Genomic DNA, 24,791 nt, shown 5'->3' with positions numbered 1-24,791 from the left:
CGCTTTTTACCCACATCGATGCCTATGCAAGCTAAATTTCCCCATACCGCGATCCAATGCCTGACTGCGATCGCCCAGCATCATGGTCTGCAGATAAGTCCGGAACGCCTGATCGATGAAAACGCGCTGCGTGCCGAGGAACCCGGCGTCGGCGCGCTGCTGCGCATCGCCTCGGATATCGGTTTGAAAGCCAAGGCCGATCAGCTGACCTGGTCGCGCCTGATGGCCCAGGGCGGCGTGTTCCCGCTGATGGCGCGCCTGGTGGACGGCAACTCGGTGATCGTGGTCGGCGTCAAGCCGGGCGAGAACGGCGGCCAGGACCATGTGGCGGTACTCAATCCCGCCAGTGCCAACGCCGTGGTGGTGCTGGTCAGCCGCAGCGACTTCGAGCAGCGCTGGCAGGGCGATGTGCTGTTCATCAAACGCCAGCACAAGCTCAGCGACCCCAACCAGCCGTTCGGCCTGCGCTGGTTCATTCCCGAAATCCTCAAACAAAAAGCCGCCTTCCGCGACATCTTCATCGCCGCCATTGCCATGCAGCTGCTGGCGCTGGCGTCGCCGATCTTCTTCCAGCTGGTGATCGACAAGGTGCTGACCCACCGCAGTGTGACCACGCTGCAGGTGCTGGCGGTCGGCATCATCATGGCGCTGGCGTTCGACGCCACCTTCGGTTTCCTGCGCCAGACGCTGACCCTGGCGGCCAGTAACAAGATCGACATGCGGCTGACGCGCCGCGTGTTCGGCCACCTGCTGTCGCTGCCGATCGATTTCTTCGAAACCACCAGCGCCGGCGTGGTCACGCGCCACATGCAGCAGCTGGAAAAAATCCGCAACTTCCTGACCGGCCGGCTGTTCTTCACCGCGCTGGACGTGATCGCGCTGCTGGTGTTCATTCCAGTGCTGTTCAGCTACTCGGTCAAGCTGGCCATGCTGGTGCTGTTCTTCGCCGCGCTGATCGCCGGCGTGGTGCTGGCCATGGTGCCGACCTTCAACCGCCGCCTGCAGGCGCTGTACTCGGCCGAGGGCCAGCGCCAGGGCATGCTGGTGGAAACCATCCACGGCATGCGCACCGTCAAGGCGCTGGCGATCGAGCCGTCGCAGCGCCGCGTGTGGGACCAGCGCTCGGCCGAAGCGATCACCATGCACTTCCGTGTCGGCCAGATTTCGATCGCCGGCAACGCCGTTACCGACTTCCTCGGCAAGCTGCTGCCGGTGCTGATCATCGTGGTCGGCGCCGCCGACGTGTTCGACAACACGATGTCGGTCGGCGCGCTGATCGCGTTCCAGATGCTGTCGGGCCGCGTCACCCAGCCGCTGATTTCGCTGGTCGGCCTGGTCAACGAATACCAGGAAACCGCGCTGTCGGTGCGCATGCTCGGCGAGGTGATGAACCGCGCGCCGGAAGGCCGTGCCGGCGCCAACGGCCTGCGGCCGGTGCTGGAAGGCGAGATCAAGTTCGACGCCGTGACGTTCCGCTATCCGGGCGCGCAGGCGCTGGCGCTGGACAAGGCCACCTTCACCATCGAGCAGGGCACGGTGGTCGGCATCGTCGGCCGCAGCGGCTCCGGCAAGACCACCTTGACCAAGCTGATCCAGGGCTTGTACCCGGTCCAGGAAGGCATTGTCCGCTTTGACGGCATCGATGCGCGCGAGATCGAACTGGCGCATTTACGGCGCCAGATCGGCGTCGTGTTGCAGGAGAACTTCCTGTTCCGCGGCACGGTGCGCGACAACCTGTCGGTCACCAAGCCCGACGCCACCTTCGAAGAACTGGTGGCCGCCGCGCAAGCGGCCGGCGCCGACGAATTCATCGAACGCCTGCCGCAGGGCTACGACACCGTGCTGGAAGAAAACGCCGCCAACCTGTCGGGCGGCCAGAAGCAGCGCCTGTCGATCGCTCGCACGCTGGTGGCCCGCCCGCGCATCCTGATCCTGGACGAAGCCGCCTCGGCGCTGGACCCGGAATCGGAAGCGATTTTCATCAGCAACCTGGCAAAAATTGCCGTCGGCCGCACCGTGGTGATGATTTCTCACCGCCTGTCGACCCTGGTCAACGCCGACAAGATCATGGTCATGCAGCAGGGCCGTCTGGTCGATGCCGGCCGTCATGAAGAATTGCTTACTCGCAGCGAAACCTACCAGCACTTATGGAACCAGCAAACAAGTCACCTGTAAGCCGGGCGCGCCGCGCCAAGGACGAGACCGAAGTCGAATTCCTGCCGGATGCCGACGCCATCGAGCGTGGGCCGCTGCCGCGCTTCGTGCGCATCACGCTGCATGTGCTGCTGCTGGCGTTCGCCGTCTTCATCGTCTGGGCCAGCGTGTCGCCGATCGACCAGATCGTCATCGCCCACGGCAAGCTGGTCAATCCATTGCCGAACATCGTGGTGCAGCCGCTGGACACCTCGATCATCCAGAGCATCGACGTGCGCGTGGGCCAGGTGGTGCGCAAGGGCCAGGTGCTGGCGACGCTGGACCCGACCTTTAACGCCGCCGACGAGAGCCAGCTGCGCAGCCGCCTGGAAAGCCTGGACAACCAGACCGCCGGCCTGCGCGCCGAGCTGTCCGGCCAGCGCAGCGCGGCCGTCGAGGGCGGCAAGAGCAGCGCCGACGCCCAGCTGCAAGTGCAGCTGTCGAGCGAGCGCCAGGCCAACTTCGCGGCCCAGCAGAACAAGATGGACCAGAACATCGCTCGCCTCAAGGCCAGCATGCTGACCAACAAGCACGACCAGGTGATCCTGGCCGAGCGCGTCAAGTCGCTGCGCGAAGTCGAGGCCATGCAGGAGCAACTGATGGCCGAGCAGTTCGGCGCCAAGATGCACTTGCTGGAAGCGCGCGACCGCCGCCTCGAAGTCGAGCGCGACATGGACATGCAGCGCAACAAGGCGGTCGAACTGGCCAGCGAACTGGCCTCGGCCGAAGCCGAGCGCGCCGCCTTCGGCAAGAGCTGGCGCCAGAAGGCGATGGAAGACTTGCTGAGCGCCTCGCGCGACCGCGACGGCGTCACCGAGCAGCTGGCCAAGGCCGACCGCCACCTCAAGCTGATCCGCATGGTGGCGCCGGCCGACGGCGTGGTGCTGGAGATCGGCAAGCTGTCGGTCGGTTCGGTGGTGCGCGAGGCCGAGCCGCTGTTCACGCTGGTGCCGCTGGGCGCCGACCTGGAAGCCGAAGTGCAGATCGATTCGGTCGACATCGGCTACATCAAGCAGGGCGCCGACGTGCACCTGAAGGTGGACGCCTTCTCGTTCATGAAGCATGGCATGCTGGAAGGCAAAGTCCGTACCATCAGCCAGGATTCGTTCAAGCGCGAGACCAAGGACAGCAGCGGTGGCGGACTGGATGCCTACTACCTGAGCCGGATTCCGTATTCCGGCAAACTGAACCGGCTGCCGCCCGGCGTGCGGCTGCTGCCCGGCATGACCGTGTCGGCCGAGATCGTCGTGGGGCATCGCACTGTGATGTCCTACCTGCTGTATCCGCTCACGCGCGCGCTGGACGAATCGATCCGCGAACCCTGATTACTACCCATTAACTTGTCGGAGCCCGGCTACGTGTTTACCATCATCATCCCCACCCATGACCGGCCGGTGCTGTTGCAGCGCACGCTGGAATCGCTGATCGCGCAGACCTGCCAGGACTTCAAGATCGTGATCGTGTCCGACAGCGCCACGTATATCCCGCCGTATCATCATCTGGCGCACTTCAATGGCCGCTTCGACTATGTGCTGCGCTGCAGTGGCCGTCCCGGTCCGGCGCCGAGCCGCGACATGGGCCAGGCCATCGCCACCGGCGACTACATCATCTTCCTCGATGACGACGACACCTTCATGCCGGATCACCTGGCGCAGCTGAAGGCGCGTCTGGACCAGGGCGACCGTCCGGAACTGCTGTTCTGCGACCTGCAGGTGCAGTTCGAGAACCGCGCGGTGACGCCGCCCGAGCCGCAAGGCCCGACCCACAAGGTATCGATCGCCGACGCCACCGACGACAGCGTCTACATCCGCAACCGCATCCCCAACAGCTGCATCGCTTACCGCCGCGATGTGCTGGACGGCATCACCAACAATCCGGAGATGGTGATCTACGAAGACTGGGATTTCCTGCTCAGCGTACTGCAGAAAGGCTGCACCCTGACGCACGTGGCCACCGACGGCGTGGTGATCCACAAGACCCCGGCCGATGCACCGGAAAATATGCGGCGCGGTAACACCAATGAAGAGCTGGTGGTCAAGGTGATGATGGAGCTGTACCTCCGCCATCCGGCGCGCAATATGGAAACGCGGCTGGCGCGCCAGGCGCTGTTGGCCAGCGCCAATCTGCATTTCGACCTGTCGCACTTCTGACCGGGCGGCGACGCCATGCACACCGCAGACTACCTGTTCCCGCGCGACCTGGAAGTCAGTCCGACCGGGCTGAAGAAGATGATTGTGATCGGCTCCTGCCTGTCGGAAGCCTACACCAGCGAATTCAAGAAGCTGAATCCGCAGCTGGAAGTCGACAACATCATCTTCGGCAACGCCATGCAGCTGCCGGAGAAATCGCGCGAAGAACTGGCCACGGTTGACCTGCAATACATCCAGCTGCCGCTGCGCAATGTGCTGACGGACGGCGTGATCCGCCCGCCGGCCGGCGGCGCCAGCGACTGGCTGGAACTGGGCAAGGCCAACATCGACTTCCTGCTCAAGTACGCGCTGGCGTACAGCGGATCGCTGCTGACCATCGTCTCCAATTTCGTGGTCCCGCAAGGCAAGCTGGCGCCCAGCTTGAGCGACCAGGACAGTGCGCTGGACCTCACGCGCATCGTCACCGAACTGAACTTCTACCTGGCCGACGCGCTGCGCAAGCTGCCGAATACCTATCTGGCCGACGTCAACATGATCGCCGCCTCGATGGGCAAGAAATACTTCCTCGACGACGTGGTGTACTTCTTCACCCATGGCGTGCCGCTGGGCCTGGATGAGTTCATCGCGGCCGAGCAGGAGTTTTCCGGCGACGCGCCGAACCGGCTGGACGGCAATCTCGACAAGGTGGCGCGCTACGACGGCAAGGTCGGCGAATTTTACGGCGCCGTGTACCGCCAGGTGGAAACCATCCACCGCGTGATCCACCAGACCGATTCGGTCAAGCTGGTGATCTTCGACCTGGACAACACCATGTGGCGCGGCCTGGTCGGCGAGCATTACGAGCCGCAGGGCGCGTGGCCGCAGATGTTCGGCTGGCCGCTGGGCGTGTGGGATGCGATCAACCAGTTGCGCCGGCGCGGCATCATCGTCTCGCTGTGCTCGAAAAACGACCAGGCGGTGGTGACCAGCAAATGGCGCCAGGTGGTGCCGCTGCCGTTCATTGAATTTTCCGACTTCCTGGTGCCGCAGATTAACTGGCAGCCCAAGGCCGAAAACGTCGCCACCATCATGCATGCGCTGTCGCTGACGGCGAAGAATGTGGTGTTCGTCGACGATAACCCGGTCGAGCGCGACGCCGTCAAGTCGGCCCATCCGGAAATGCGCGTGATCGGTGCCGATCCGTTTGCCATCAAGCGCATCCTGACCTGGGCGCCGGAAACGCAGATCGCCCGCCTGAGCGCCGAATCGGCCCAGCGCGAAGCCTCGCTGATCGGCAAGGTCAAGCGCGATGAAGAGCGTGCCGCCATGCCGCGCGAAGCATTCCTGCGCCAGCTGAATACCCGGCTGGAAATGGTGGAGATCCACAACCGCGAGGCGCCGCAATTCTTCCGCGTGCTGGAGCTGGTCAACAAGACCAACCAGTTCAACACCGTCGGCGCGCGCCGTGCGGCCGAGGACTATGACCAGCACTGGGCCCAGGGCGGACGCGTGTTTGCCTTCTCGGTCGGCGACCGCTACACCGAATACGGTCTGGTGGGGGCCTTGTTCACGCTGGGTAACTGCATCACGCAATTTGTCATGAGCTGCCGCGTGCTCGGCATGGAGATCGAACTGGCGGTGCTGCGCGAAGTCATCGCCGTACTGCTGGCAGCACAGCCGGCGATGGTGGTCTCAGGCCTGGTGCTGAAGACCGACAAGAACACGCCGTCGCAGGGGGTATTTGCGGCCGCCGGCTTCGTCGGCACGGATAACCCGCAAATCTTCCTCCGCACCGCCGCGCCGACTTCGCCGCTGGCGCCGCATGTGCCGGCGACGTGGGTCTGACCACCTTCACCACGAGAAAACCATGATTGTTCAACGAATTCAGCAGGACGTGATGTTTCATGACGAGACATTGACGCCGGAGCTGGCCGCGCGGCTGCCGCTCAATGACGTGCTGGGGCTGGTCAGCAATTTCGTCTACAACACCTTCATGCATGAGATGTTCCACATGAAGGCGCTGTTCTACCCGCAGCTGGACGCCATCCTGCATGAACTGGGCAGCAAGCTGTATGACGGCGTCGCGCCGTTCCCGGCTGAAAACGACTTGCACCTGATCATAGGTTCGCAGTTTTCGAATGTCGGCGGGCATAGCCGCATCGCGCGCGATTTCCTGCAACTCAAGCGGCACAATCTGGTCGTGGTGACCGACGCCTTCAACGACCAGAATGATGAGCAGCGCCAGGAGATGATGGACTTCTTCCATCCGGCGCCGGTGCTGTTCCTGCCGCGCGGGAATATGGCGTTCAAGGTGCAGCACCTGGTAGCATTGATTACCAACCTGCGGCCGAGTCACGTGTCCTGCTTCAACCACCACGTCGATCCGATCCCGGTGGTGGCGACCCTGGCCGCGCCGGTCAGCAAGAAGATTTTCCATCATCATTGCGACTACCGGCCGTGCCTCGGCGCCAGCCTGGGCGAGTATTCGCACGTTGACACCACCACCGAATTGCAGCGCCTGTGCTGCGAGCGTGCGCCGCGCCACGAGAGCGTGGTGCTGAATATTCATGACACGCTGATCAACACCGACGTGGTGTCGCCGGCCTACCAGCCTGGCTTGCCGCTGAATACCATCAGCGCCGGTGGCGCCTCCAAGTACCTGTTCGCGGCCGAGCCGGCCGAGGCGTCCTATCCTCACGTGGTTGCGCAACTGTTGAAGCAGGGCGCCGGCCAGCACCACCATTTCGGCAGCCTCGGCGATGCGGAACGGGCGGTCATCCGCGCGGCCATGGCGGCGCAGGGACTGGCGTGGGAACGCTTTGTCTACCACGGCAATGTGGCGTCGGTATCGGCTAGCACGGCCACCATCCAGAATGCCGTGTACGTGCCGAGCTTCCCGGTGGGCGGCGTGCTGGTGCTGGTGGAGGTGTTGTGTGCCGGCGCGCCGGTGTTGTTCAATGATGCGGTGGCGACCGACGGCGAATATGATTTCACCGTGGAAGCGCACAAGACGCTGCTGCCGGAACAGTACCTGCGCTGGACCGCGTCCGACCAGCTCGGTGCGCTGCTGGCGCAACTGGCGGCCGACTATCCGCGCTATGCCGCTTCCAGCCGCGACAGGTTCCTGAGCTCACATGCAACGCCAGCCTTCCTGGCGGACCTGGCGACGCTGGCTTAGTTTGCTTCGCCGGCTTCCAGGTAGCGCAGGATGCGCGCTGGATTGCCGGCCACCACCGCCAGCGGCGGCACCGAACGGGTCACCACCGCACCCGCGCCGACCATGGCGCCGGCGCCTATCGTCAGGCCCGGCAGGATGGTGGCGCCGCCGCCGATCGAGGCGCCCGGCTCCAGCACCGTCTGCGGGAAGCCGTCCGGATATTGCTTGGACCGTGGGAATTTATCGTTGGTGAAGGTCACATTCGGGCCGATGAACACACCGGCGCCGACGCGCAGGCCATCCCACAAATAATTGCCGCATTTGACGGTGACATTGTCGCCGACCACCACATCATTTTCGATGAAGCAATGGGCGTTGATGTTGCAGCCCTCGCCAATCTGCGCGCCTTGCAGGATCACGGTGAACTGCCACACCCGCGTGCTGGCGCCGATATTGGCCGACTGCACGTCGGACAGCGCATGGATATTGCTCATGACCACTCCTTAGCGCAAGATCGCATGCACGGCTTCGACCACCTGGGCGGCATCGTCGGCCGTCATGGTCGGTCCCATCGGCAAACTCAGCACTTCGCGGTGGATCGCTTCCGAGATCGGGAACTGGCCTTCCTTCAAGCCCAGCTCGGCGTAGGCCGGTTGCAAATGCGGCGCCACCGGATAGTGGACGATGGTGCCGATGCCGCGCTCAGCCAGCTGTTCGGCGAGGCGGTCGCGCTGCGGGTGACGCACGGCGTACACGTGCCACACCGGATCGGCCCAGTCCGGCACTTGCGGCAGTGCCAGTTCCGGCACCCCGGCCAGTTCTTTCTGGTAAATCGCGGCAATCGCGCCGCGTTGCTGGTTGAACTGGTCGAGCGTGGTCAGCTTGACGCTGAGCAAGGCCGCTTGCAGTTCATCCAGGCGCGAATTGTAGCCCTGGCGTTCGTTGCGGTATTTCTGTTGCGAACCGTAGTTGCGCAGCACGCGCAGCGCATGCGCGGTGTCGGCGTCGTCGGTGGTGATGGCGCCGCCGTCGCCCAGCGCGCCGAGGTTCTTGCCGGGATAGAAGCTGAAGGCGGCGCCGTCGCCCAGGTGGCCGGTGCGCACGCCGTGGGCGCGGGCGCCGTGGGCCTGGGCCGCATCCTCGATCACTTTCAGGCCGTGGCGCTGCGCCACCGCATTGATGCCGACCATGTCGGCCGGCTGGCCGTACAGGTGGACCGCGATGATGGCGCGGGTGCGCGGCGTGATGGCGGCCTCGATCAGCGCAGGGTCCAGGTTGTAGGTGGACTCGATCGGCTCGACCGGCACCGGCGTGGCGCCGCAGTGGCTGACCGCCAGCCAGGTGGCGATATAGGTATTGCTCGGCACGATGACCTCGTCGCCGGGACCGATGCCGTAGGCTTTCAGCAGCAGGAAGATGGCATCCAGGCCGTTGGCCACGCCGATCGCGCTGCTGCTGCCGCAGTAGGCGGCAAAGGCGGCTTCAAACTGCGCCACTTCGCTGCCCAGGATGTACCAGCCGGAATTGAGCACGCGCGAAAACGCTTGCTGCAAGGCGGCTTCCTGTTGCAGGTTGATGGCTTTGAGATCGAGAAAGGGAACTTTTTGAGGGACGCTCATGATAGGCCTGTGGGAAATGCGGAACGAGGTTAGTTATGCCAAGCATGATGGCCGATTTACGCGCAGGACACAATAGTGCAAGCCTCGCCTGGGCCGGCAAGTGGCGGACAGCGGCCTGCTGTGATACTGTGAAACTTGCACGGCAGGATAGCTTGCCGATGTTCCAGCACACCAGACGGAGAGAAGTTATGCAGTTAGCAGAGACAGCCATTGTGCAAGCCGGTGCGCGCGTCAGCGCCACCGCGCGCTTGGGCGACTATGTGAAGGTCTACCTGGGCGCCAGCGTCGGCGACGACAGCGTGGTGCATGGCATGACCCAGCTGTGGCCGGGCGCGCAGGTCGGCGCCGGTGTGATTGTCGGTCCCGGGGTAACGCTGGCGCCGGCAGTGGGCGGCGGCGACTGCGGCATCGTGCTGGAAGACCGCTGCGAGGTCGGCGCTGGCGCCACCTTGCTGGCCGGCGTGAATATCGGCACCGGCGCGCGCGTCGAACCGGGCGCCACCGTGGCGCAGAACGTGCCGGCCTATGCGATCGTGTCCGGCACGCCGGCGCGCATCACCGGCTACGTGGAAAAACTGACGCCGGACGACAACGCCGGCTGGTACCGCCAGGCGCGCTTCCCGGCCACGCCGTCGACGGTGGTGCTGGGCGTGGGCGGCGTCACGCTGCACCGCTTCAAATACCTCAACGACCCGCGCGGCGACCTGTCGGTCGGCGAGTTCCTCAACGATATCCCGTTCCAGCCGAAGCGTTATTTCCTGGTTATGAATGTGCCGAGCGACAAGACGCGCGGCGAGCATGCGCATCACCGCTGCCACCAGTTCCTGGTGTGCGTGAAGGGCAGTTGCGCGGTGATGGTGGATGACGGCGAGACCCGTTGCGAAGTGCTGCTGGAATCGGCCGATATGGGGATTTACCTGCCGCCGCTGACCTGGGGCGTGCAATACAAATACTCGGCCGATGCGGTGCTGCTGGTGTTTGCCTCGGAATTCTACGAGGCCAGCGATTACATCCGCGACTACCGCGAATTCAACGCCGTGCTGGCGCAGTCGAAACTGCAGCAACCAGGCTAGCGTGGCTTGTGGCCCGTGGGCGCATGCGCGTGGGCCGCAATGACGAACTCGTCGTAGTCGTGATAGTAGTCTTTTGGATCGTACAGCGTCGAGGCCATCACCAGGCACACGGCGCCGGACGAGAAGTTCTCGACCTCACGCCACATCATGCCGGGCACGTACAGGCCGTAGTAGGAGCGGTTCAGCTGGAACTTCTTGCGCTCGTAGCCGTCATCGACAATCACGTCGAAGCTGCCGGACATGGCGATGAACAGCTGCTGCAGCTCGATGTGGCCGTGGCCGGCGCGCGCCGAGCCGCCCGGCACGTCGTACAGGTAGTACACGCGGCGGATATCGAACGGAATATGGATGCCGCCCTCGACCACGGACAGGTTGCCGCGCTGGTCATGGCGCGGCGGCAGATCGATGATGCGGCATTGGTCCATCATGGCGCTACCTCGGCGGCCGGGGTGAGCTCGGCCAGCACGCCGTGGTAGCGCTGCTGCGAACGGGCGAACATCGGGAACACCGCGTTGAAGCGCAGCGCGGCGGCGTCGACCTGAAGCTGCATGGAAGCCAGTTCCTGTTGCGTGACGATGCCGAGGTCGGCGCACTCGATCAGCAGGTCGACATAGTCGGAGAAGCAGTAGCCAAAGTTGGGATTACTGCTCGGATTGCTGTTCGAGTCGAGCTGGATATCATGCCGGAAATACGACAGTTCCTCGTCCACATAGAACACCTTGCCACCCTCGGCCAGGTTGAAGTAGGCGGCGATGTCGGCCAGTCCCAGCGAGCAGTCGTGGCGGTGGAAGGTGAACAGCCGGGTGCCGACTTCCCACAGGCGCGAGCGGCGGAACATGATGGTGCTGAATTCGCCGATGAAGTTGCCCATGCTCAGCACCATGCTGCGCATCATGCCGTGCGCCGGCAGGCTGCCCGAGGCCTGATAGGGGCGGCGGGTCTCGGTGCCCTGGTTCTGCACATTGATCACCTGCGAGGCGGAAAACACCAGCTGCACTTCCGGGTCCATCTGCATCGCCGCCACCATGCGCTCGATGCAGAACGGGTGCAGCACGTCGTCGTCGAACAGCGGCTTGATGAATTCGCCCTTGGCGCCGAACAGCGACGACAGCACGTTCTGTTCGCGGATCGCGACGTTGCGCTGGTAGATCACGTGCGGCGCGTACTTTGCGCAGATGTCGCGGATGGCTTCGGTCGGGCAGTTGTCGCTGACCAGGATCTCGATATTCGGATAGCTCTGGCCCAGCGCCGAGCGCAGGCAGGTTTCAAAATGCGCCGGCTTGTAGGACGGGATGACGATGCTGACTAAGGGAAGACTCATGCTGTCAAGCTCCTGACGGGGTTAGGCGGCGACCGCGATGACGAGGTACTGCCACGGCAGTGCATCCTCGACCGCGACCACGGGATCGATGCCGCTGGCGCCGGCCATCAGGCGGATCGCCGGCAGGTATTTTTCGCGCGCCGGTTCCTGCAGAATGCGGGCGCTGCCGCCACTGATCTGGAAGCCGGCCGCCTGCAGCATCTCCAGCGCGGCGCCGCGGGTGAACAGGCGCTTGCGCTTCATTTCCAGGCCGTCGGCACCGTAGCGGAGGTCACCGGCGTTCAGGCGCGCCTGCAGGCTCCAGTGCTGGAAGTTGCGGATGGTGAGCACCAGCTTGCCGCCGGGGGCGATATTGGTGCGGATCTTGCGCAGCATGCGCCACGGATCGTCCATCTGCTCCAGCGTTTCGTCGAACACCCAGGTATCGGCGTGGCGTACGTGGTCCCAGAAGTCCGGGCCGGCGTGTTCCAGGTCGTTGTTGAAGACGAAATCGCAGTGCGGGCGGGCGGCCTGCGCCAGCGCCGGGTCGGCTTCGATGCCGGTGTAGTTGCAGATCGCATTGCGCTGCTTGTAGGCCTTGGCGAAGGCGCCATCGCGGCAGCCGACTTCAACGATCTTGCGCGCCTGCGGCGGCATGAAGTGCAGCAAATCGGTGTTGATGGCGGTGGTGGCGCTCGGCAGGTCGTAATGGTAGCCGCCGGTGCGGATCACCGTGCCTTGCCAGTCGTGCTTGAGGTAATGGCGTTTCGGCTGTTTGGCGAAGTCTTCGTTGACCCACGGGATGTTGGCCACCAGGTGGCTGGCATCGGCCGCGTGCAGCGCCAGCATGGTCGGGATCATCGGCGCGCCGTGCTTGATCGGCAGCGGCCACTGGCGCACCACGTCGATATTGGTCAGCATGCAGGCCGGGTACAGATACGGCACGCTGCCGTCATCCGGGCGGTCGTTGCCCAGCAGGTCGACCGTCAGCACGCAGCCGACGCCGTACATGCCGGGACGCAACTCGGCGTGCATCGATTCGAGGAAGCCGGCTTTCAAGATCTCGACGTCGGAATCGAGGAACAGCACCTCGCCCGACAGGCCGAGGTGGTTGATCGCCCACGCCATGCCGGGGCCGTGGTGGATGTTGTAGCCGAACGGGACGAATTCGACATTGTCATAGCCGGCCGTGACGGCGCGGATGGTTTCCGCCACGTCCGGATTGGAGCCGTCGATCACGTACACGCGGTTGGTGTAGAACTGGCGCAGCGTACGAAGCAGGCCGTCGATCAGGTCCGGCGTGTTGTACGACACGGTCACGATCGGGATCTGGTCGATGCGCACCGGCGCCGCCTGCTCCGACGGTTCCTGCGGCCGCACCGCATGGTCCGGCGCGGCCAGGCGCGGCGCGGCCGGCTTGGCGACTTTTTGCAGCGCCGCTTCCATATTGCGGACGAAGCGCGGGCTGTCGAACAGCGCCGAGTTCAGGCGGTTGGCGTGCAGCTGGCGCTTCATCGAGGCGATGCGCTGCGGATGGCTGGCCAGCTCGACAGCTTTCTCTTCGTAGTCGGCAAAGTTGTAGGTGATCAGCTGCGGCAGGTCGACCGCGCGCAACAGGCTGCCGGCCATGCGCGAGGCGAAGGTCTGGCCGGCGCAGGTCAGCAGCGGCAGGCCGGCCCACAGGGCGTCGCTGGCGGTGGTGCCGGCGTTGAACGGGAAGGTATCGAGGAACAGATCGGCCAGCTGGTAGCGCGCCAGGTACTCGGCCGGCACCGCGCGGCCGTTGAAGATGATGCGGTTGCGGTCGATGCCGGCTTCTTCGGTGTGGCGGTACAGGTTTTCGCGCACTTCCGGATGGTCGGCCACCAGCCACAGCACCGAATTCGGCACGCGGCGCAGGATGTTCATCCAGACGCTGAACAGGTCCGGCGTGAACTTGAAATTGTTGTTGAACGAGCAGAACACAAACGCGTCTTCCGGCAGGTTGACCGAGGCGCGGGTCGGCGTCGGCGCGATGGCGCGCTGGCGGTCGTTGATCTGGAAGCAGTCCGGCAGGTGCAGCGGCTTCTCGGTGAAGAACGGCTCCATCTCCTTGGTGATCAGGAACTCGTCGGAGATCACGTAGTCGATGCCGGGCAGGCCGGTGCTGCCGGGGAAGCCGAGGTAGGTCAGCTGCACCGGGGCCGGGCGGTAGGCGATGATCTGCGGCCGCGCGCCCAGCGTCAGGCCGTGCAGGTCGACCAGGATATCGATCTCGTGGGCGCGGATGGTGCGGGCGGCCTGCTCATCGGTCATCTTGTCGATGCGGATGTAGTGGTCCATGGCCTTGACCACGCGCGCGCGGATCGGCGAACCGTCTTCGCGGCTCCAGCTGAAGGCGTAGACCTCGAACTTGCTGCGGTCGTGCAGCTCGTACAGCTCGGCGGTCAGGATCGACACCGCGTGCGAGCAGAAGTCCGACGACAGATAGCCGATGCGCAGGCGCTGGTGGTTATAGCCGTGCTGGCCGGTGAGCGGCGCCACGGCGGCGTTGATCTTCTCGTTGACGAAGCGCTTGGCGGCGGCCAACTGGTGGGCCGGATCGGCCGAGGCGCTGAGCATGGCCAGCGCCGAAGTGCCTTCCATCATGGTGGCGACCGAGACGTTTTCCAGGCCGCTGTAGACCGGCCACTCGCACTGCTTCTGGCGCAGGTGGACCCAGTGGGTCATCACATTGGCCTGTTGCGGATCGACGCGCAGGCTGGTGGCCAGCATGGCTTCGGCTTCCGGGTAGCGCTTCTGGATTTCCAGCAGACGGCCGAGGTTGTTCAGGGTTTGCACATACAGCGTGCGGTTGGACTTGATGTCCGGCTCGATCGGATCGGTCAGGACCGACTGCCACATGGCCAGCGCCTCGACCGGCCGGCCGATGCGTTCCAGCAGCGTGCCGAGATTGAGGCGGGCTTCGACGAAATGCGGGTTCTGGGCGATGGCCTTGCGCAGCACCGTTTCTGCGCCGGCATCGTCGCCGCTGTTCGACAACACCACGGCCAGATTGAAGCAGGCGGCGTAGATCAGCGGCGAAGGCGTGTGCTCGATCCAGGCGCGGTACAGGCCGATGGCGGCGGGCACCTGGCCGCTGTCTTGCAGCACGGCGGCGGCGCCGAACAGGTCGGTAATGGACAGCTGGCCCTTGACGGCCATGGCCATGACGGAGGCCAGCGGGCTGTTATCGGTAGAAGTGGGTGCGGCAGATGCTTGAGAGGTCATAGCAGAGCATAAAGTGGAATCAGTCCGAGCCCTATCATACCTTTTTGTCGCTGGGCGAGGGGCAACTTTTGGCTCTGGAGCAAGACTGTAAATCCGGGGTCAGGTCCGGCATTCAGACAGGAGCTCAACCGTAAGCTTAGCTACGCTTGTGCTCGTGTCCAAGTGCCGGACCTGACCCCGGAGTGGGTTAGCGTTTAGGGATGGCGAACCATTGGCTGGCCTGCTCTTCAAACGCGGGCTTGGTCGGGCCGGTGGCGGCGCCTTGCAGGCTGTGCTTGGCGCGGTAGTGGTCCAGTGCCGCGGCCAATGGCGTCGCTGTCGCTGCTGCCGTCGTGGCCGACGGTGGCAACGTCAGTTGTTGCGCTGGCGCCGCAGGGGCGGACGCGTAGCTGGCCATGGCATTGGTCAAGCCGCTCACTTGCTGTTGCAGCGAGGCAGTGGACGTTGCTTTGTCGGCCAAGAACCAGGCGTCGGCGCTTTGGTGCACGCTGCCGTCGGTGCTGGTGTAGCTCGACGTCAGGCCGATCACGTTGCCGTTCTGCTGCGTCAGCGCGCTGTTCGCTTTGGTGCTGATGCTGGCAATGCCCAACTGCGCCAGGGTCTTCAGCTCGTCGGCCTGACTGATGCCGTCGCCATTGCCGTCGACCCACACCCGCAGCGCGCCGTAAGCACTGTCGGCGGCCGTGATCTGGCCGTCGCCGTTGCTGTCGAGCGCGGCCAGGGCGGCGTAGCCATCCTTGGCTTTGCTGCCGTCGGCCAGTGTGGTGCCGCTGCCGAACAGTTCGCTGCCATCGTTGATCACGCCGTCGCCGTTGCGGTCCAGGGCCAGCAGGCCGTCGTGGGCGTCGACCCAGCCGGTGCTGACTTTCTGGCCGTCGCCGCGGATATCAAATTGCACGCCGGCCGTGATGCTGCGGGTCTGCACGCCGTTGCCGTCCAGGTCGAGGATCAGCGGCGTGGCGTAGTTGACCGACGACGAGTTCAGCGCCATGGTCTGGGCGATCGACATCGAGGCGATCTGGGTCGCGGTCAGGGCATTCGCCTGCGCCACGCTCAGCACGCCCAACTGCGTGGTGCTCAGCGCCGGCATTTGTGCTGCCGCCAGCGCGCGGATCTGGTTGGTGCTGAAAGCCACTAGCTGGCTGGTCTTGAGGCCCGTGATCTGCGTGTTGCTCAGGCCGGCGATCTGCTCGCTGGACAGGTAGCCGATCTGGGTCGCGGTCAAGGAACCCAGCTGGCTGGTGCTCCAGGCCGCCAACTGGTCGGTGCTGAAGCCGTACAGCTGGGTCGCATCCAGCGCGGCGATCTGCGAATTCTTCAGCGCCGCCATCTGGGTGGTGCTTAGCGCCGCCGCCTGCTCACTGGCCAGCGCGAACAGCTGGTTGGTGGTCAGGGCCTGGATCTGCGCCGTGGTCAGCGCGCGCAACTGGTCGGAACCCAGCACGGCGACCTGGTCGATCGTCAGCGCGGTGACCTGGCTGAGCTTGATCGAGGCGATCTGGTCGGTGCTGAGCGCCTGCACTTGCGGCGTCGACAGCGCGGCCACCTGGGTGGTGCTGAGGTAGCCGACCTGGGTGGTGCGCAGCGCGGTGATCTGGCCGGTGCTGAAGGCGACGAACTGGTCGACGGTGAGGGCGCCCAGTTGCACGCTGGTCAGCGCCTGCACCTGGTCGGTATTGAGCCCGCCCAGCTGGCTGACCGCCAGGCTGGCGATCTGCAAGGTGCCCAGTGCGGCAACATCGGCCGTGGTCAGCACGCCCAGTTGGGCGGTCGACAGCGCAGTGACGGCGTTCACGCTGAGCGCGGCGGCTTGCTGGGTGCTCAGCGCTTGCAGCTGATCGCTGCTGAAGACGCCGATCTGGGCGCCATCAATGGCCGCCACTTGCGCGGTTTTCAACGCGCGCACCTGGCCGGTGGTCAGCGCCATGGTCTGGCTGCTGGACAGGCCGATGAACTGGCTGGCGCTCAAGGCCGCCACGTCCTGGGTTTCCAGCGCGGCGATCTGTTCGGTACTGAACACGGCCAACTGGTCGGAACTCAAGGCCGGCAACTGGGCGGTCGACAGGCCGGCGATCTGCTCGGTGGTCAGCGCAACGATCTGGTCGCTGCTGAGCGAGCTGGCTTGCTGCGTGGTCAGCGCGGCGATCTGCGCGGTACGCAGCGCCTGGATCTGGTCGCTGGTCAGCGCCGCCAGGCCGTCCAGCGTCAGGCCGTAGGCCAGCTGGGTGGTGGTCAGGGCACTGATGTGGTCGCTATCGAGCGCCACCAGCTGTTCGGTGCCGAGGCCGTACGCCAGCTGGACGGTGCTCAGCGCGGCGAATTGCGCGGTGCTCAGTGCGTTCAGTTGCAGCGTGCCCAGCGTCGACACTTGCGCGGTGCTGAGGGCGTTCAGCTGGCGCGTGGTGAGTGCGTTCAGGTCGACGATTTCCAGCGCGGCCAGCTGGTCGGAGCTCAGCGCCGCCACTTGTTGCGTGCTCAGCGTGGCGGTCTGGTCGGTGCTCAGTGCAACGATCTGGCTGCTGGTCAGGGCGGCGATCTGCACCGTGGCCAGGCTGGCGGTTTGCGCGGTGCGCAGCGCGCCGATCTGGTCGGTGGTCAAGGCGGCGATGGCGTCGGTGCCGAGGCCGTAGCTGAGCTGGCTGGTGCCGAAGGCGCTGATGTGGGCGGCGTCCAGCGCGGTCAACTGCGCGGTGGTCAGGCCGGCGGCCAGCTGGGCGGTGGTCAGCGCCGCCAGTTCGGCCGTGGTCAGGCCGTTCAGCTGGTCGCTGTTCAGTGCGCTGATCTGGTCGCTGGTGAGGGCGACCATCTGGCGTGTGCTGAACACGGCCAAGTCTTCGGTTTCCAGCGCCGCCACCTGCGCGGTGGTCAGCGCGGCGACCTGGCGGGTGGCCAGCGACGCCGCTTGCGCGGTGGTCAGCGCGACGATCTGGGCGGTGCTCAGGCCGGTGCTGATCTGGTCGGTGGACATGCTGCTGATCTGCGCGGTCGACAATGTCACCAGCTGCGCGGTCTGCAGCGCTTGCAGCTGGTCGCTGTGCAGCAGGTTGAACTGGGCGGTGCTTAGCGCCGCCAGGTCCACGGTTTCCAGCGCGGCGATCTGGCCGCTTTGCAGGCCGGCCAGCTGGGTGCTGGTCAGCGCACGGATTTGCAGCGTGGTGAAGGCGACGATCTGGTCGCTGGACAGCACGCCGATCTGGTCGGATTGCAGGTTGCGGATGGCGCTGGTGGCCAGCACGCTGAACTGGTCGGTATCCAATGCCCCCAGCTGGCCGGCGCTCAGCGCGGTCGCCTGCGTCGAGGTCAGCGCCGCCACTTGCGCGGTGCTCAGGTGGGCGAACTGGCCGCTGGTCAGCGCGCCGATCATGGCGGTGGTCAGGCCGGTGAAGGCGGCGGTCGACAGCGCGTTCAGCTGGCTGCTGGTCAGCGCGGCAAACTGCGCCGTGTTGAGCGCGGTCAGCTGGTTGCTGCGCAGGGCGACGAAGTCATCGGTGCTCAGCGCGCTGATCTGGTCGGTGCGCAGGGCGCCGATCTGCGCTGCGCTCAGCGTCACGACCTGGGTGCTGCTGAGGGCGGCGATGTTGTCGCTGCTCAGTGCGGCGATCTGGTCGGTGCCCAGGCTGCTCACCTGCGCGGTGCCCAGTGCACTCACCAGGTCGGTGGTCAGCGCGGCGATGTTGGCGGTGGTGATGGCGGCGATCTGGGCGCTGTTCAGCACGGCAAAGTCGCCGGTTTCCAGTGCGTCCAGCTGGTCGCTGCTCAGCGAGGCGATCTGGGCCGTGGCCAGGGCCGCCGTCTGCGCGCTGGTCAGGGCGACGATTTGTCCGCTGGTGATGGCGCCAAACTGCACGGTGCTCAGCGCAGCGAGCTGGTCGGTGCCCAGGTGCTGCCACTGGTCGGTGGTCAACGCTTCCAGCAGGCGGGTGCTGAGCGCGGCGATCTGGGCGCTGCGCAGGGCCAGCACGGCGTCGGTGCTCAGTGCTTGCAGCTGGTCGCTGCTCAGCACGTTCAACTGGGCGCTGGCCAGCGCCTGGATTTGTTGCGTGGTCAAGGCGGCCACGCGGTCCACGCTGAGCGCTTGCAACTGGTCGCTGCCCAGGGCCAATACTTGCGCGGTCTTCAGCGCGGCCAGGTCGACCAGTTCGATGGCTTCCAGCTGGGCGGTGGTCAGCAGCGCGACCTGCGCCGTGCTGAGCAGGCCGAATTGCTGCGTGGTCAGGGCGATGATCTGGTCGCTGCCCAGCGATTGCAGCTGGGCGCTGCTGAGCGCGGCCAGTTGCGTCAGACCCAGCGCTTGCAGCTGGATGTCGCGCATGATGTTCAACTGGTCGGTGCTGAGGGCGGCGATCTGCGCGGCTTTCAGCGCGGCCAGGTCGTCGCTGTTCAGCGCCACCAGTTGGTAATTGGTCAACGCCTGCAGCTGGCTGGTGGTCAGCGCCTGGGTTTGCGCGGTGGTGAGGATGGCGATATGGTCCGGCGTCAGCGCCTGGATCTGGTCGGTGCTGAAGCTGGCGATCTGTGCCGGACGCAGCGCGACAAAATCTTCCGCTTCGATCACGCTCAGCTGGTCCGAGGTGAGCGCGGCCAGTTGCCGGGTGCCGAGCACGGCGAATTGCGCGGTGCTCAGGGCGACGATCTGGTCGGGCCGCAGCGTCTGCACCTGCGCGCTGCTGAGCGAGTTCATCTGGACCACGCTCAGGGCCTGCACCTGCTCGTCGCCCAGCGCCTGCAACTGGTCGCTGGTGAGGATGCTGATCTGGGCGGTGCGCAGGGCGGCGATGTCGGCGCTGCTGAGGGCATGCATCTGGTCGCTGCTGAAGACGGCGATCTGCTGGGTCGACATGCCGCTGACCTGGGCCGAGTTCAGCGCCTGGACTTGTAGCGTGCTCAGCTGCATCAGCTGGTCGGTGCCGAACGCCACAATCTGCGTGGCTTTCATCGCGGCCAGGTCATCGGTTTCCAGCGCGCGCACCTGGTCGCTGCCGAGCACGGCCACGGCGGCGGTGCTGAGCGAACCGATCTGGCGGGTGGTCAGGGCGACGACCTGGTCGGTGGTCAGGGCGGCGACCTGGGCGGTGCTGAGGCCGGCGATCTGCACCGGCGTGAGCGACTGGATCTGGTCGGTGGTGAGCTTGATCAGCGTGCCCAGCGCCGCCAGCTGGGCGGCACTCAGCGCGGCGAAATCGGCGGCGCTGAAGGCGCCAATCTGTTGTTCGCTCAGCGTCGACAGCTGGGCGGTCGACAAGGCGGCCACCTGGCTGCTGGTCAGTGCGGCGACCTGATCGGTGCTGAGCTGCTGGATCTGTGCCGTGAGCAGCGCGTTGACCTGGGCGGTCCGCAGCGCCGCCATTTCATCGGTGCTGAGCGCGGCCAGCTGGCCGTTGGTCAGGTTGACGATCTGGGCGGTGACCAGCGCCGAAACCTGGCGGGTGGTCAGCGCGGCGATCTGCTCGGTCAGCAGCGTTTGCAGTTGCGTGGTGCTCAGCGCAGCCAGCTGGGCCGCAGTCAGCGCCTGCACCTGGTCGCTGCCGAGGGCCTGCAACTGGTCGCCGGTGAGGATCACGACTTGCGCGGTGCGCAGCGCGGCGACGTCACGGGTTTCCATGGCGCGCACCTGGTCGGTGCCGAGCGCGCTCAATTGTTGCGTGCTCAGGCTGGACACTTGCAGCGTGCTGAGCGCAACGATCTGGGTCAGGTCCAGCAGCGCAATCTGGCTGCTGGACAGGGCGGCGAGCTGGACGGTGCGCAGCGCGGCGAGATCGGCGGTGGACAGCGCCGCCAGTTGCGCGGCGCTCAGCGATTGCAGCTGCGCCGTGCTCAGGCCGCTGGCCTGGAGCGTGGTCAATACGCCGATCTGGTCGCTGCCCAGTGCGCCGAACTGGCTGCTGGTCAGCGCGCTCAGTTGCGCCGTGGTCAGCGCGCGCAGCTGGTCGCTCGACAGGGCGTCCAGCTGGTCGGTGCTGAGCGACGCCACCTGAACGGTGCGCAGCGCGGCGATGTCGGCGCTGGAGAAGCCGAGCAACTGGGCGGCGCTGAACGCCTGCAGTTGCGCAGTGCTCAGGCTGCTGGTTTGCAGCGTGGTCAGCGCGGCCGCCTGGCTCGGGTTGAGACCAGCGATTTGCGTAGTGCTGAGGACGGCGATCTGGGCGGTGCGCAGGGCGGCCAGGTCCTGGGTTTCCAGCGCGTTCAACTGGTCGCTGCCGAGGGCGGCGAGTTGCTGACTGGTCAGGTGGCTGACTTGCAGCGTGGTCAGGGCGATCAGTTGCGCGTTATCCAGCTGGGCGATCTGCTGGGTTTTCAGCGCGGCGATCTGCTGGGTTTTCAGCTGCGCCAGCATGGTGTTGCCGAGCGCGCTCAACTGGTCGCTGCTCAGCAGGCCGATCTGGGCGGTGCCGAGGTTCAGCACTTGCGCGCTGCTCAGCGCGGCGATCTGTTCGGTCGCCAGCTGTTGCAGCTGATTGCTGCCCAGGGCCAGCAATTGGGTGGTGGTCAGCGCCCGCACCTGCGTGGTGCTGAGGGCGTTGAGACTGTCGCTGCCGAGGCTGGCGATCTGCGCCGTGCGCAGGGCGGCCAGGTCGCGGGTTTCCAGGTCGTTCAGCTGGCTGGCGCTGAGGGCCGCCAGCTGGCGCGTGCTCAGGCTGCTCACCTGGGCCGTGGTCAGGGCGATGATCTGGTCGCTGCTCAGTACGGTGATCTGGTCGGTCGACAGGGCGGCGATCTGCTGCGTTTTCAGCGCCGCCAGCACATTGGCGTCGAGCGCCTGTAACTGGTCGTTGCTGAGGACGCCGATTTGCGCGGTGCCCAGGCTGCTGGCCTGCAGGGTGCTGAGGGCGCTGATGCGGTCGGTGCCCAGTGCCAGCACTTGCGCGGTGGTCAGCGCGGCGATCTGGCGGCTGTTGAGGGCGGCCATGTGGGGCAGGTCCAGCGCCACCACGGTGGCGGTGCTGAGCGCGGCGATCTGGGCCGAGGTGAGGGCGTTCAGGTCCTGCGTTTCCAGCGCGTTCAGCTGGGTGGACGACAGCGCGTTCAGCTGGCTGGCGGCGATCTGGCTGGCTTGCGCGGTGGTCAGCGCGACGATCTGGCTGGTGGTGACGGCAGCCAGTTGTTCGGTGCTGAGGGCGTTGAGCTGCTGGCTCTTCAGCGCGGCCCAGTCGGCATTGGTCAGCACGGCCAGCTGGCTGGCCAGCAGGTAGCTGATCTGCAGCGGGCTGAGGGCGCCCATTTGTTGCGTGGTCAGGGCGCCGATCTGGACGCTGCTGAGCACGCGGATCTGGTCCGAGGTCAGCTGGCTGACTTGTTCGGTCTTCAGCGCCGCCACCTGGTTCGGCGACAGGATGGCGATGCTGTTGGTGCCCAGGCCCAGCAGCTGGCTGGTGCGCAGTGCGGCAAAGTCCTGGGTTTCCATCGCGGCCAGCTGGGCGGTGGTGAGGGCGTTCAGCTGCACGCCGCTCAGCGCGTTGGCCTGGGCGGTGGTCAGCGCGACGATCTGGTCCAGCGTCAGCTTGCTGATCTGGTCGGGCGTCAGGGCGGCGATCTGCACCGTCTTGAGGGCGGCGAAGTCGCGGGTTTCCAGCGCCACCAGCTGTTCGCTGGACAGCGCGGCGATCTGGCGCGTGGCCAGTTGCGTGGCTTGCTGCGTGGTCAGCGCGACGATCTGGTCGGTGCCCAGCGCGCCGAACTGGGCGGTGGTCAGGCCGTTCAGCACGGTCGAGGTCAGGGCCGACACCTGGGTGGTGGTCAGCGCCGCCACGGCGTCGTTGCTCAGCGCGGCTGCCTGGCGCGAGCTGAGCGCGGCGAGGTCGCGGGTTTCCAGCACGGCCACCTGGTCGCTGCCGAGCGCTGCCACCTGGGTCGTGCCCAGTGCCGCCACTTGCTGCGAACCGAGGGCGATCAGGTGCACGCTGTCCAGCGCGGCGATCTGGTTGGTGCCGAGGGCGGCGATCTGCTGGGTCTTGAAGGCGGCCAGGTCCTGGGTTTGCAGCGCGTTCAGCTGGTCGTCGGTCAGCGCGGCGATCTGGCGGGTGGCCAGCGCCATGCTTTGCAGCGTGCTCAGCGCAACAATCTGGTCGGTCGACATTGCCGCGATCTGGGCGGTGGTGAAGGCGTTGACGACCGCGGTGCTGAGGGCGGCGATCTGGCCGGTGCCCAGGGCCTGGATGTTGTCGATGGACAGCGCCACGGCTTGCCGCGTTTGCAGGCCGGCCAGCGCCGCCGATTGCAGCGACACCAATTGCGCGCTGCCCAGCGTGGACACCTGCTGCGTGGTCAGGGCGGAGATTTGCAGCGAACTAAAGCTGCCGAAATGGCCGGCGTCGAGCGCACCCAGCTGGGTGCTGGTCAGTGCGGCGACCTGGGCGTTTTTAAAGGCGGCCAGGTCGCGGGTTTCCAGCGCGGCCAGCTGGGCGGTGCTCAGTGCGGCGATTTGCACCGAAGTCAGGGCGGCGGCTTGCGCCGTGGTCAGGCTGACGATCTGGGCGTCGTCCAGCGCCGCCAGTTGGCGGGTGCTGAGCGCGGCGATTTGCAGGGTCGCCAGCGCGGCGATCTGGTCGGTGCGCAGGGCGGCGATCTGTTCGGTGCTGAGGCCGCCGAGCTGGCTGGTGCGCAGCGCGGCCAGGTCGGCCGTTTCCAGCGCGCCCAACTGCTCGGTCGACAGCACGGCCAGTTGTTGCGAGCTGAGCGCATTGGCCTGGACCGTGCGCAGGGCCGCAATCTGGGCGGCGGTCAGCGCGCTGACCTGGGCCGTGCCGAAGGCGTTGACTTGCGCCGTGCCCATTGCTGCCAGGTCGACGGTTTCCAGCGCGGCCAGCTGGGTGGTGCTCAGCGCCTGCACTTGTTGCGTGGTCAGGGCGGCCACTTGCGCGCTGCGCAGCGCCACGATCTGGTCGGTGCTGAAGGCGCGCAGTTGCGCGGTCGGCAGGGCGGCGATCTGCGCGGTGCTCAGCGCGGCGATCTGGCTGGTGCCCAGCATGGCGGTGATGCCGGTACCGAGCGCGGCCAGTTGCTGGGTCTTCAGTGCGGCCAGGTCTTGCGAACTCAGCGCGCCCAGCTGCGTGCTCGACAACAGGCTCAGTTGCTGCGTGGTCAGCGACTGGATTTGCGCGGTGGTCAGCGCGACGATCTGGTCGGTGCTGAGGGCGGCGAACTGGGTGGTGGTCAGGGCGGCGATCTGCTGGGTTTTCAGCGCGGCCAGGCCGCTGCTGCCCAGGGCGGCCAGCTGTTCGGTGCCGAGGCGGCCGATCTGCGAGGTCGACAGGCCGGCGGCCTGCGCCGTGCTGAGCGCGGCCAGCTGGCTGTCGCCGAGGGCGCTCAGCTGGACCGCGTCCAGCGCATTCAGTTGCAGCGTGGTCAGTGCGGCCATCTCGCGGGTGGTCAGGCTGGCGACCTGGTTGCTGGCCAGCGCGACGATCTGCTGGGTCTTCAGCGATGCCGTCTGCGCCGTGGTGAGCGCTTGCAGCTGGTCGCTGCCGAGCGCGCGCAGCTGGGCGGTGCTGAGCGCGACCAGTTGCGCGGTCTTCAGCGCGGCCAGGTCCTGGGTTTCGATCAACGCCACCTGGGCCTGGTTCAAGCTGGCCAGCTGCGCCGTGGTGAGCGTACTGAACTGGACGGTGCTGAGACCGGCGCTCAGCTGGTCGTCGCTCAGCGTGGCAAACTGCGCCGTGGTGAGGGCGGACACTTGTCGCGTCGACAGACTATTCAACTGTTGCGTACCCATGGCATGCAAGGTGGCCGTCGTCAGCGCGCGCAGCTGCGCGGTGCCGAGCCAGCTGAGCTGGGCCGTGCTGAGCAACGTCATCTGCAAGGTGCTGAGCGTCGCGGCTTCGGCCGTCGTCAGCGAAGCAATCTGTGCCGATTGCAGTGCCTTGAGTTGGTCGGTAGTAAGGTCGGATAAGTTGAATGACATGTCTGATAATCTCCCACGGGAAATATATCTTACCGTCAATATGGTTCAAACCGGGAAAAAAGACCGTATTAGGCGTCAATTCTTGGTCTGAAAACAATGACTTAGCGCTCATCTTGTCATCGCGCGGTCATAAATTTCGGCGTGCAAAATAACTAATCAGGAAACACTGTAAG

At 65.7% G+C, this 24,791-nt stretch carries 12 protein-coding genes; 6 read left to right on the top strand and 6 right to left on the bottom strand.

Translation table 11 applies throughout. The features are described 5' to 3' along the window. The first annotated feature begins 24 nt into the window (after positions 1–24). From GTP69_RS21450 to GTP69_RS21430, 5 genes are read left to right on the top strand one after another with little or no spacing between them, the layout of a single operon-like run. Positions 25–2,175: a peptidase domain-containing ABC transporter gene (locus tag GTP69_RS21450; protein ID WP_161056760.1), complete on the top strand. Its 2,151-nt coding sequence runs from the start codon at positions 25–27 to the stop codon at positions 2,173–2,175. Beyond that, complete coding sequence (locus tag GTP69_RS21445; RefSeq protein WP_161056759.1) at positions 2,148–3,518, top strand: HlyD family type I secretion periplasmic adaptor subunit; 1,371 nt, start codon at positions 2,148–2,150, stop codon at positions 3,516–3,518. Before GTP69_RS21450 ends, GTP69_RS21445 begins: the two co-directional genes overlap by 28 nt. A gap of 33 nt (positions 3,519–3,551) precedes the next feature. Then, positions 3,552–4,343 (top strand): glycosyltransferase family 2 protein, encoded by a 792-nt coding sequence (locus GTP69_RS21440; protein ID WP_161056758.1) that lies wholly within the window; start codon positions 3,552–3,554, stop codon positions 4,341–4,343. 15 nt (positions 4,344–4,358) lie between these two features. Further along, positions 4,359–6,167, top strand: a complete 1,809-nt coding sequence (locus GTP69_RS21435) for an HAD-IIIC family phosphatase (RefSeq protein WP_161056757.1) — start codon at positions 4,359–4,361, stop codon at positions 6,165–6,167. Positions 6,168–6,189: 22 nt separating this feature from the next. Beyond that, positions 6,190–7,500, top strand: coding sequence for a hypothetical protein (locus GTP69_RS21430; protein WP_161056756.1), 1,311 nt, complete (start codon positions 6,190–6,192; stop codon positions 7,498–7,500). Here the strand turns inward: GTP69_RS21430 and GTP69_RS21425 are convergent. Together GTP69_RS21425 and GTP69_RS21420 are read right to left on the bottom strand one after the other, a co-directional pair. Continuing rightward, complete coding sequence (locus GTP69_RS21425; protein ID WP_161056755.1) at positions 7,497–7,973, bottom strand: acyltransferase; 477 nt, start codon at positions 7,971–7,973, stop codon at positions 7,497–7,499. The genes GTP69_RS21430 and GTP69_RS21425 overlap by 4 nt on opposite strands. 9 nt (positions 7,974–7,982) lie before the next feature. Next, entirely contained in the window at positions 7,983–9,098 is a 1,116-nt protein-coding gene (locus GTP69_RS21420) for a DegT/DnrJ/EryC1/StrS family aminotransferase (RefSeq protein ID WP_161056754.1), read from the bottom strand. 188 nt (positions 9,099–9,286) lie between these two features. On the opposite strand from GTP69_RS21420, the gene GTP69_RS21415 reads away from it, so the two are divergent. Beyond that, a complete protein-coding gene (locus GTP69_RS21415) occupies positions 9,287–10,171 on the top strand; it encodes a WxcM-like domain-containing protein (protein ID WP_202424516.1) in 885 nt (294 codons plus the stop codon). Here GTP69_RS21415 and GTP69_RS21410 read toward each other — a convergent pair. The 4 genes from GTP69_RS21410 to GTP69_RS21395 all read right to left on the bottom strand — a co-directional run bounded on the left by GTP69_RS21410 (position 10,168) and on the right by GTP69_RS21395 (position 24,618). After that, positions 10,168–10,599, bottom strand: coding sequence for a sugar 3,4-ketoisomerase (locus GTP69_RS21410; protein ID WP_161056752.1), 432 nt, complete (start codon positions 10,597–10,599; stop codon positions 10,168–10,170). The genes GTP69_RS21415 and GTP69_RS21410 overlap by 4 nt on opposite strands. Further along, positions 10,596–11,492: a glycosyltransferase family 2 protein gene (locus tag GTP69_RS21405; RefSeq protein WP_161056751.1), complete on the bottom strand. Its 897-nt coding sequence runs from the start codon at positions 11,490–11,492 to the stop codon at positions 10,596–10,598. The genes GTP69_RS21410 and GTP69_RS21405 overlap by 4 nt, the downstream gene beginning before the upstream one ends. Before the next feature lie 21 nt (positions 11,493–11,513). Then, positions 11,514–14,720, bottom strand: coding sequence for an O-linked N-acetylglucosamine transferase family protein (locus GTP69_RS21400; protein WP_161056750.1), 3,207 nt, complete (start codon positions 14,718–14,720; stop codon positions 11,514–11,516). Between the two features lie 187 nt (positions 14,721–14,907). Continuing rightward, positions 14,908–24,618 carry an SPM autocatalytic domain-containing protein gene (locus GTP69_RS21395; protein ID WP_161056749.1) on the bottom strand — a complete coding sequence of 3,237 codons (9,711 nt, stop codon included), beginning with the start codon at positions 24,616–24,618 and terminating at the stop codon, positions 14,908–14,910. Positions 24,619–24,791: the final 173 nt, after the last annotated feature.

This window comes from Duganella levis (assembly GCF_009857605.1).
GTDB lineage: Bacteria > Pseudomonadota > Gammaproteobacteria > Burkholderiales > Burkholderiaceae_D > Rugamonas > Rugamonas levis.
This window is presented reverse-complemented; position numbering and strand designations above follow the sequence as displayed.

Bases quoted from the DNA above. Each gene is read 5' to 3' on its own strand.
- GTP69_RS21450 (WP_161056760.1), top strand. From the start codon at position 25: ATGCAAGCTAAATTTCCCCATACCGCGATCCAATGCCTGACTGCGATC.
- GTP69_RS21445 (WP_161056759.1), top strand. From the start codon at position 2,148: ATGGAACCAGCAAACAAGTCACCTGTAAGCCGGGCGCGCCGCGCCAAG.
- GTP69_RS21435 (WP_161056757.1), top strand. From the start codon at position 4,359: ATGCACACCGCAGACTACCTGTTCCCGCGCGACCTGGAAGTCAGTCCG.
- GTP69_RS21430 (WP_161056756.1), top strand. From the start codon at position 6,190: ATGATTGTTCAACGAATTCAGCAGGACGTGATGTTTCATGACGAGACA.
- GTP69_RS21425 (WP_161056755.1), bottom strand. From the start codon at position 7,973: ATGAGCAATATCCATGCGCTGTCCGACGTGCAGTCGGCCAATATCGGC.
- GTP69_RS21420 (WP_161056754.1), bottom strand. From the start codon at position 9,098: ATGAGCGTCCCTCAAAAAGTTCCCTTTCTCGATCTCAAAGCCATCAAC.
- GTP69_RS21415 (WP_202424516.1), top strand. From the start codon at position 9,287: ATGCAGTTAGCAGAGACAGCCATTGTGCAAGCCGGTGCGCGCGTCAGC.
- GTP69_RS21410 (WP_161056752.1), bottom strand. From the start codon at position 10,599: ATGATGGACCAATGCCGCATCATCGATCTGCCGCCGCGCCATGACCAG.
- GTP69_RS21405 (WP_161056751.1), bottom strand. From the start codon at position 11,492: ATGAGTCTTCCCTTAGTCAGCATCGTCATCCCGTCCTACAAGCCGGCG.
- GTP69_RS21400 (WP_161056750.1), bottom strand. From the start codon at position 14,720: ATGACCTCTCAAGCATCTGCCGCACCCACTTCTACCGATAACAGCCCG.
- GTP69_RS21395 (WP_161056749.1), bottom strand. From the start codon at position 24,618: ATGTCATTCAACTTATCCGACCTTACTACCGACCAACTCAAGGCACTG.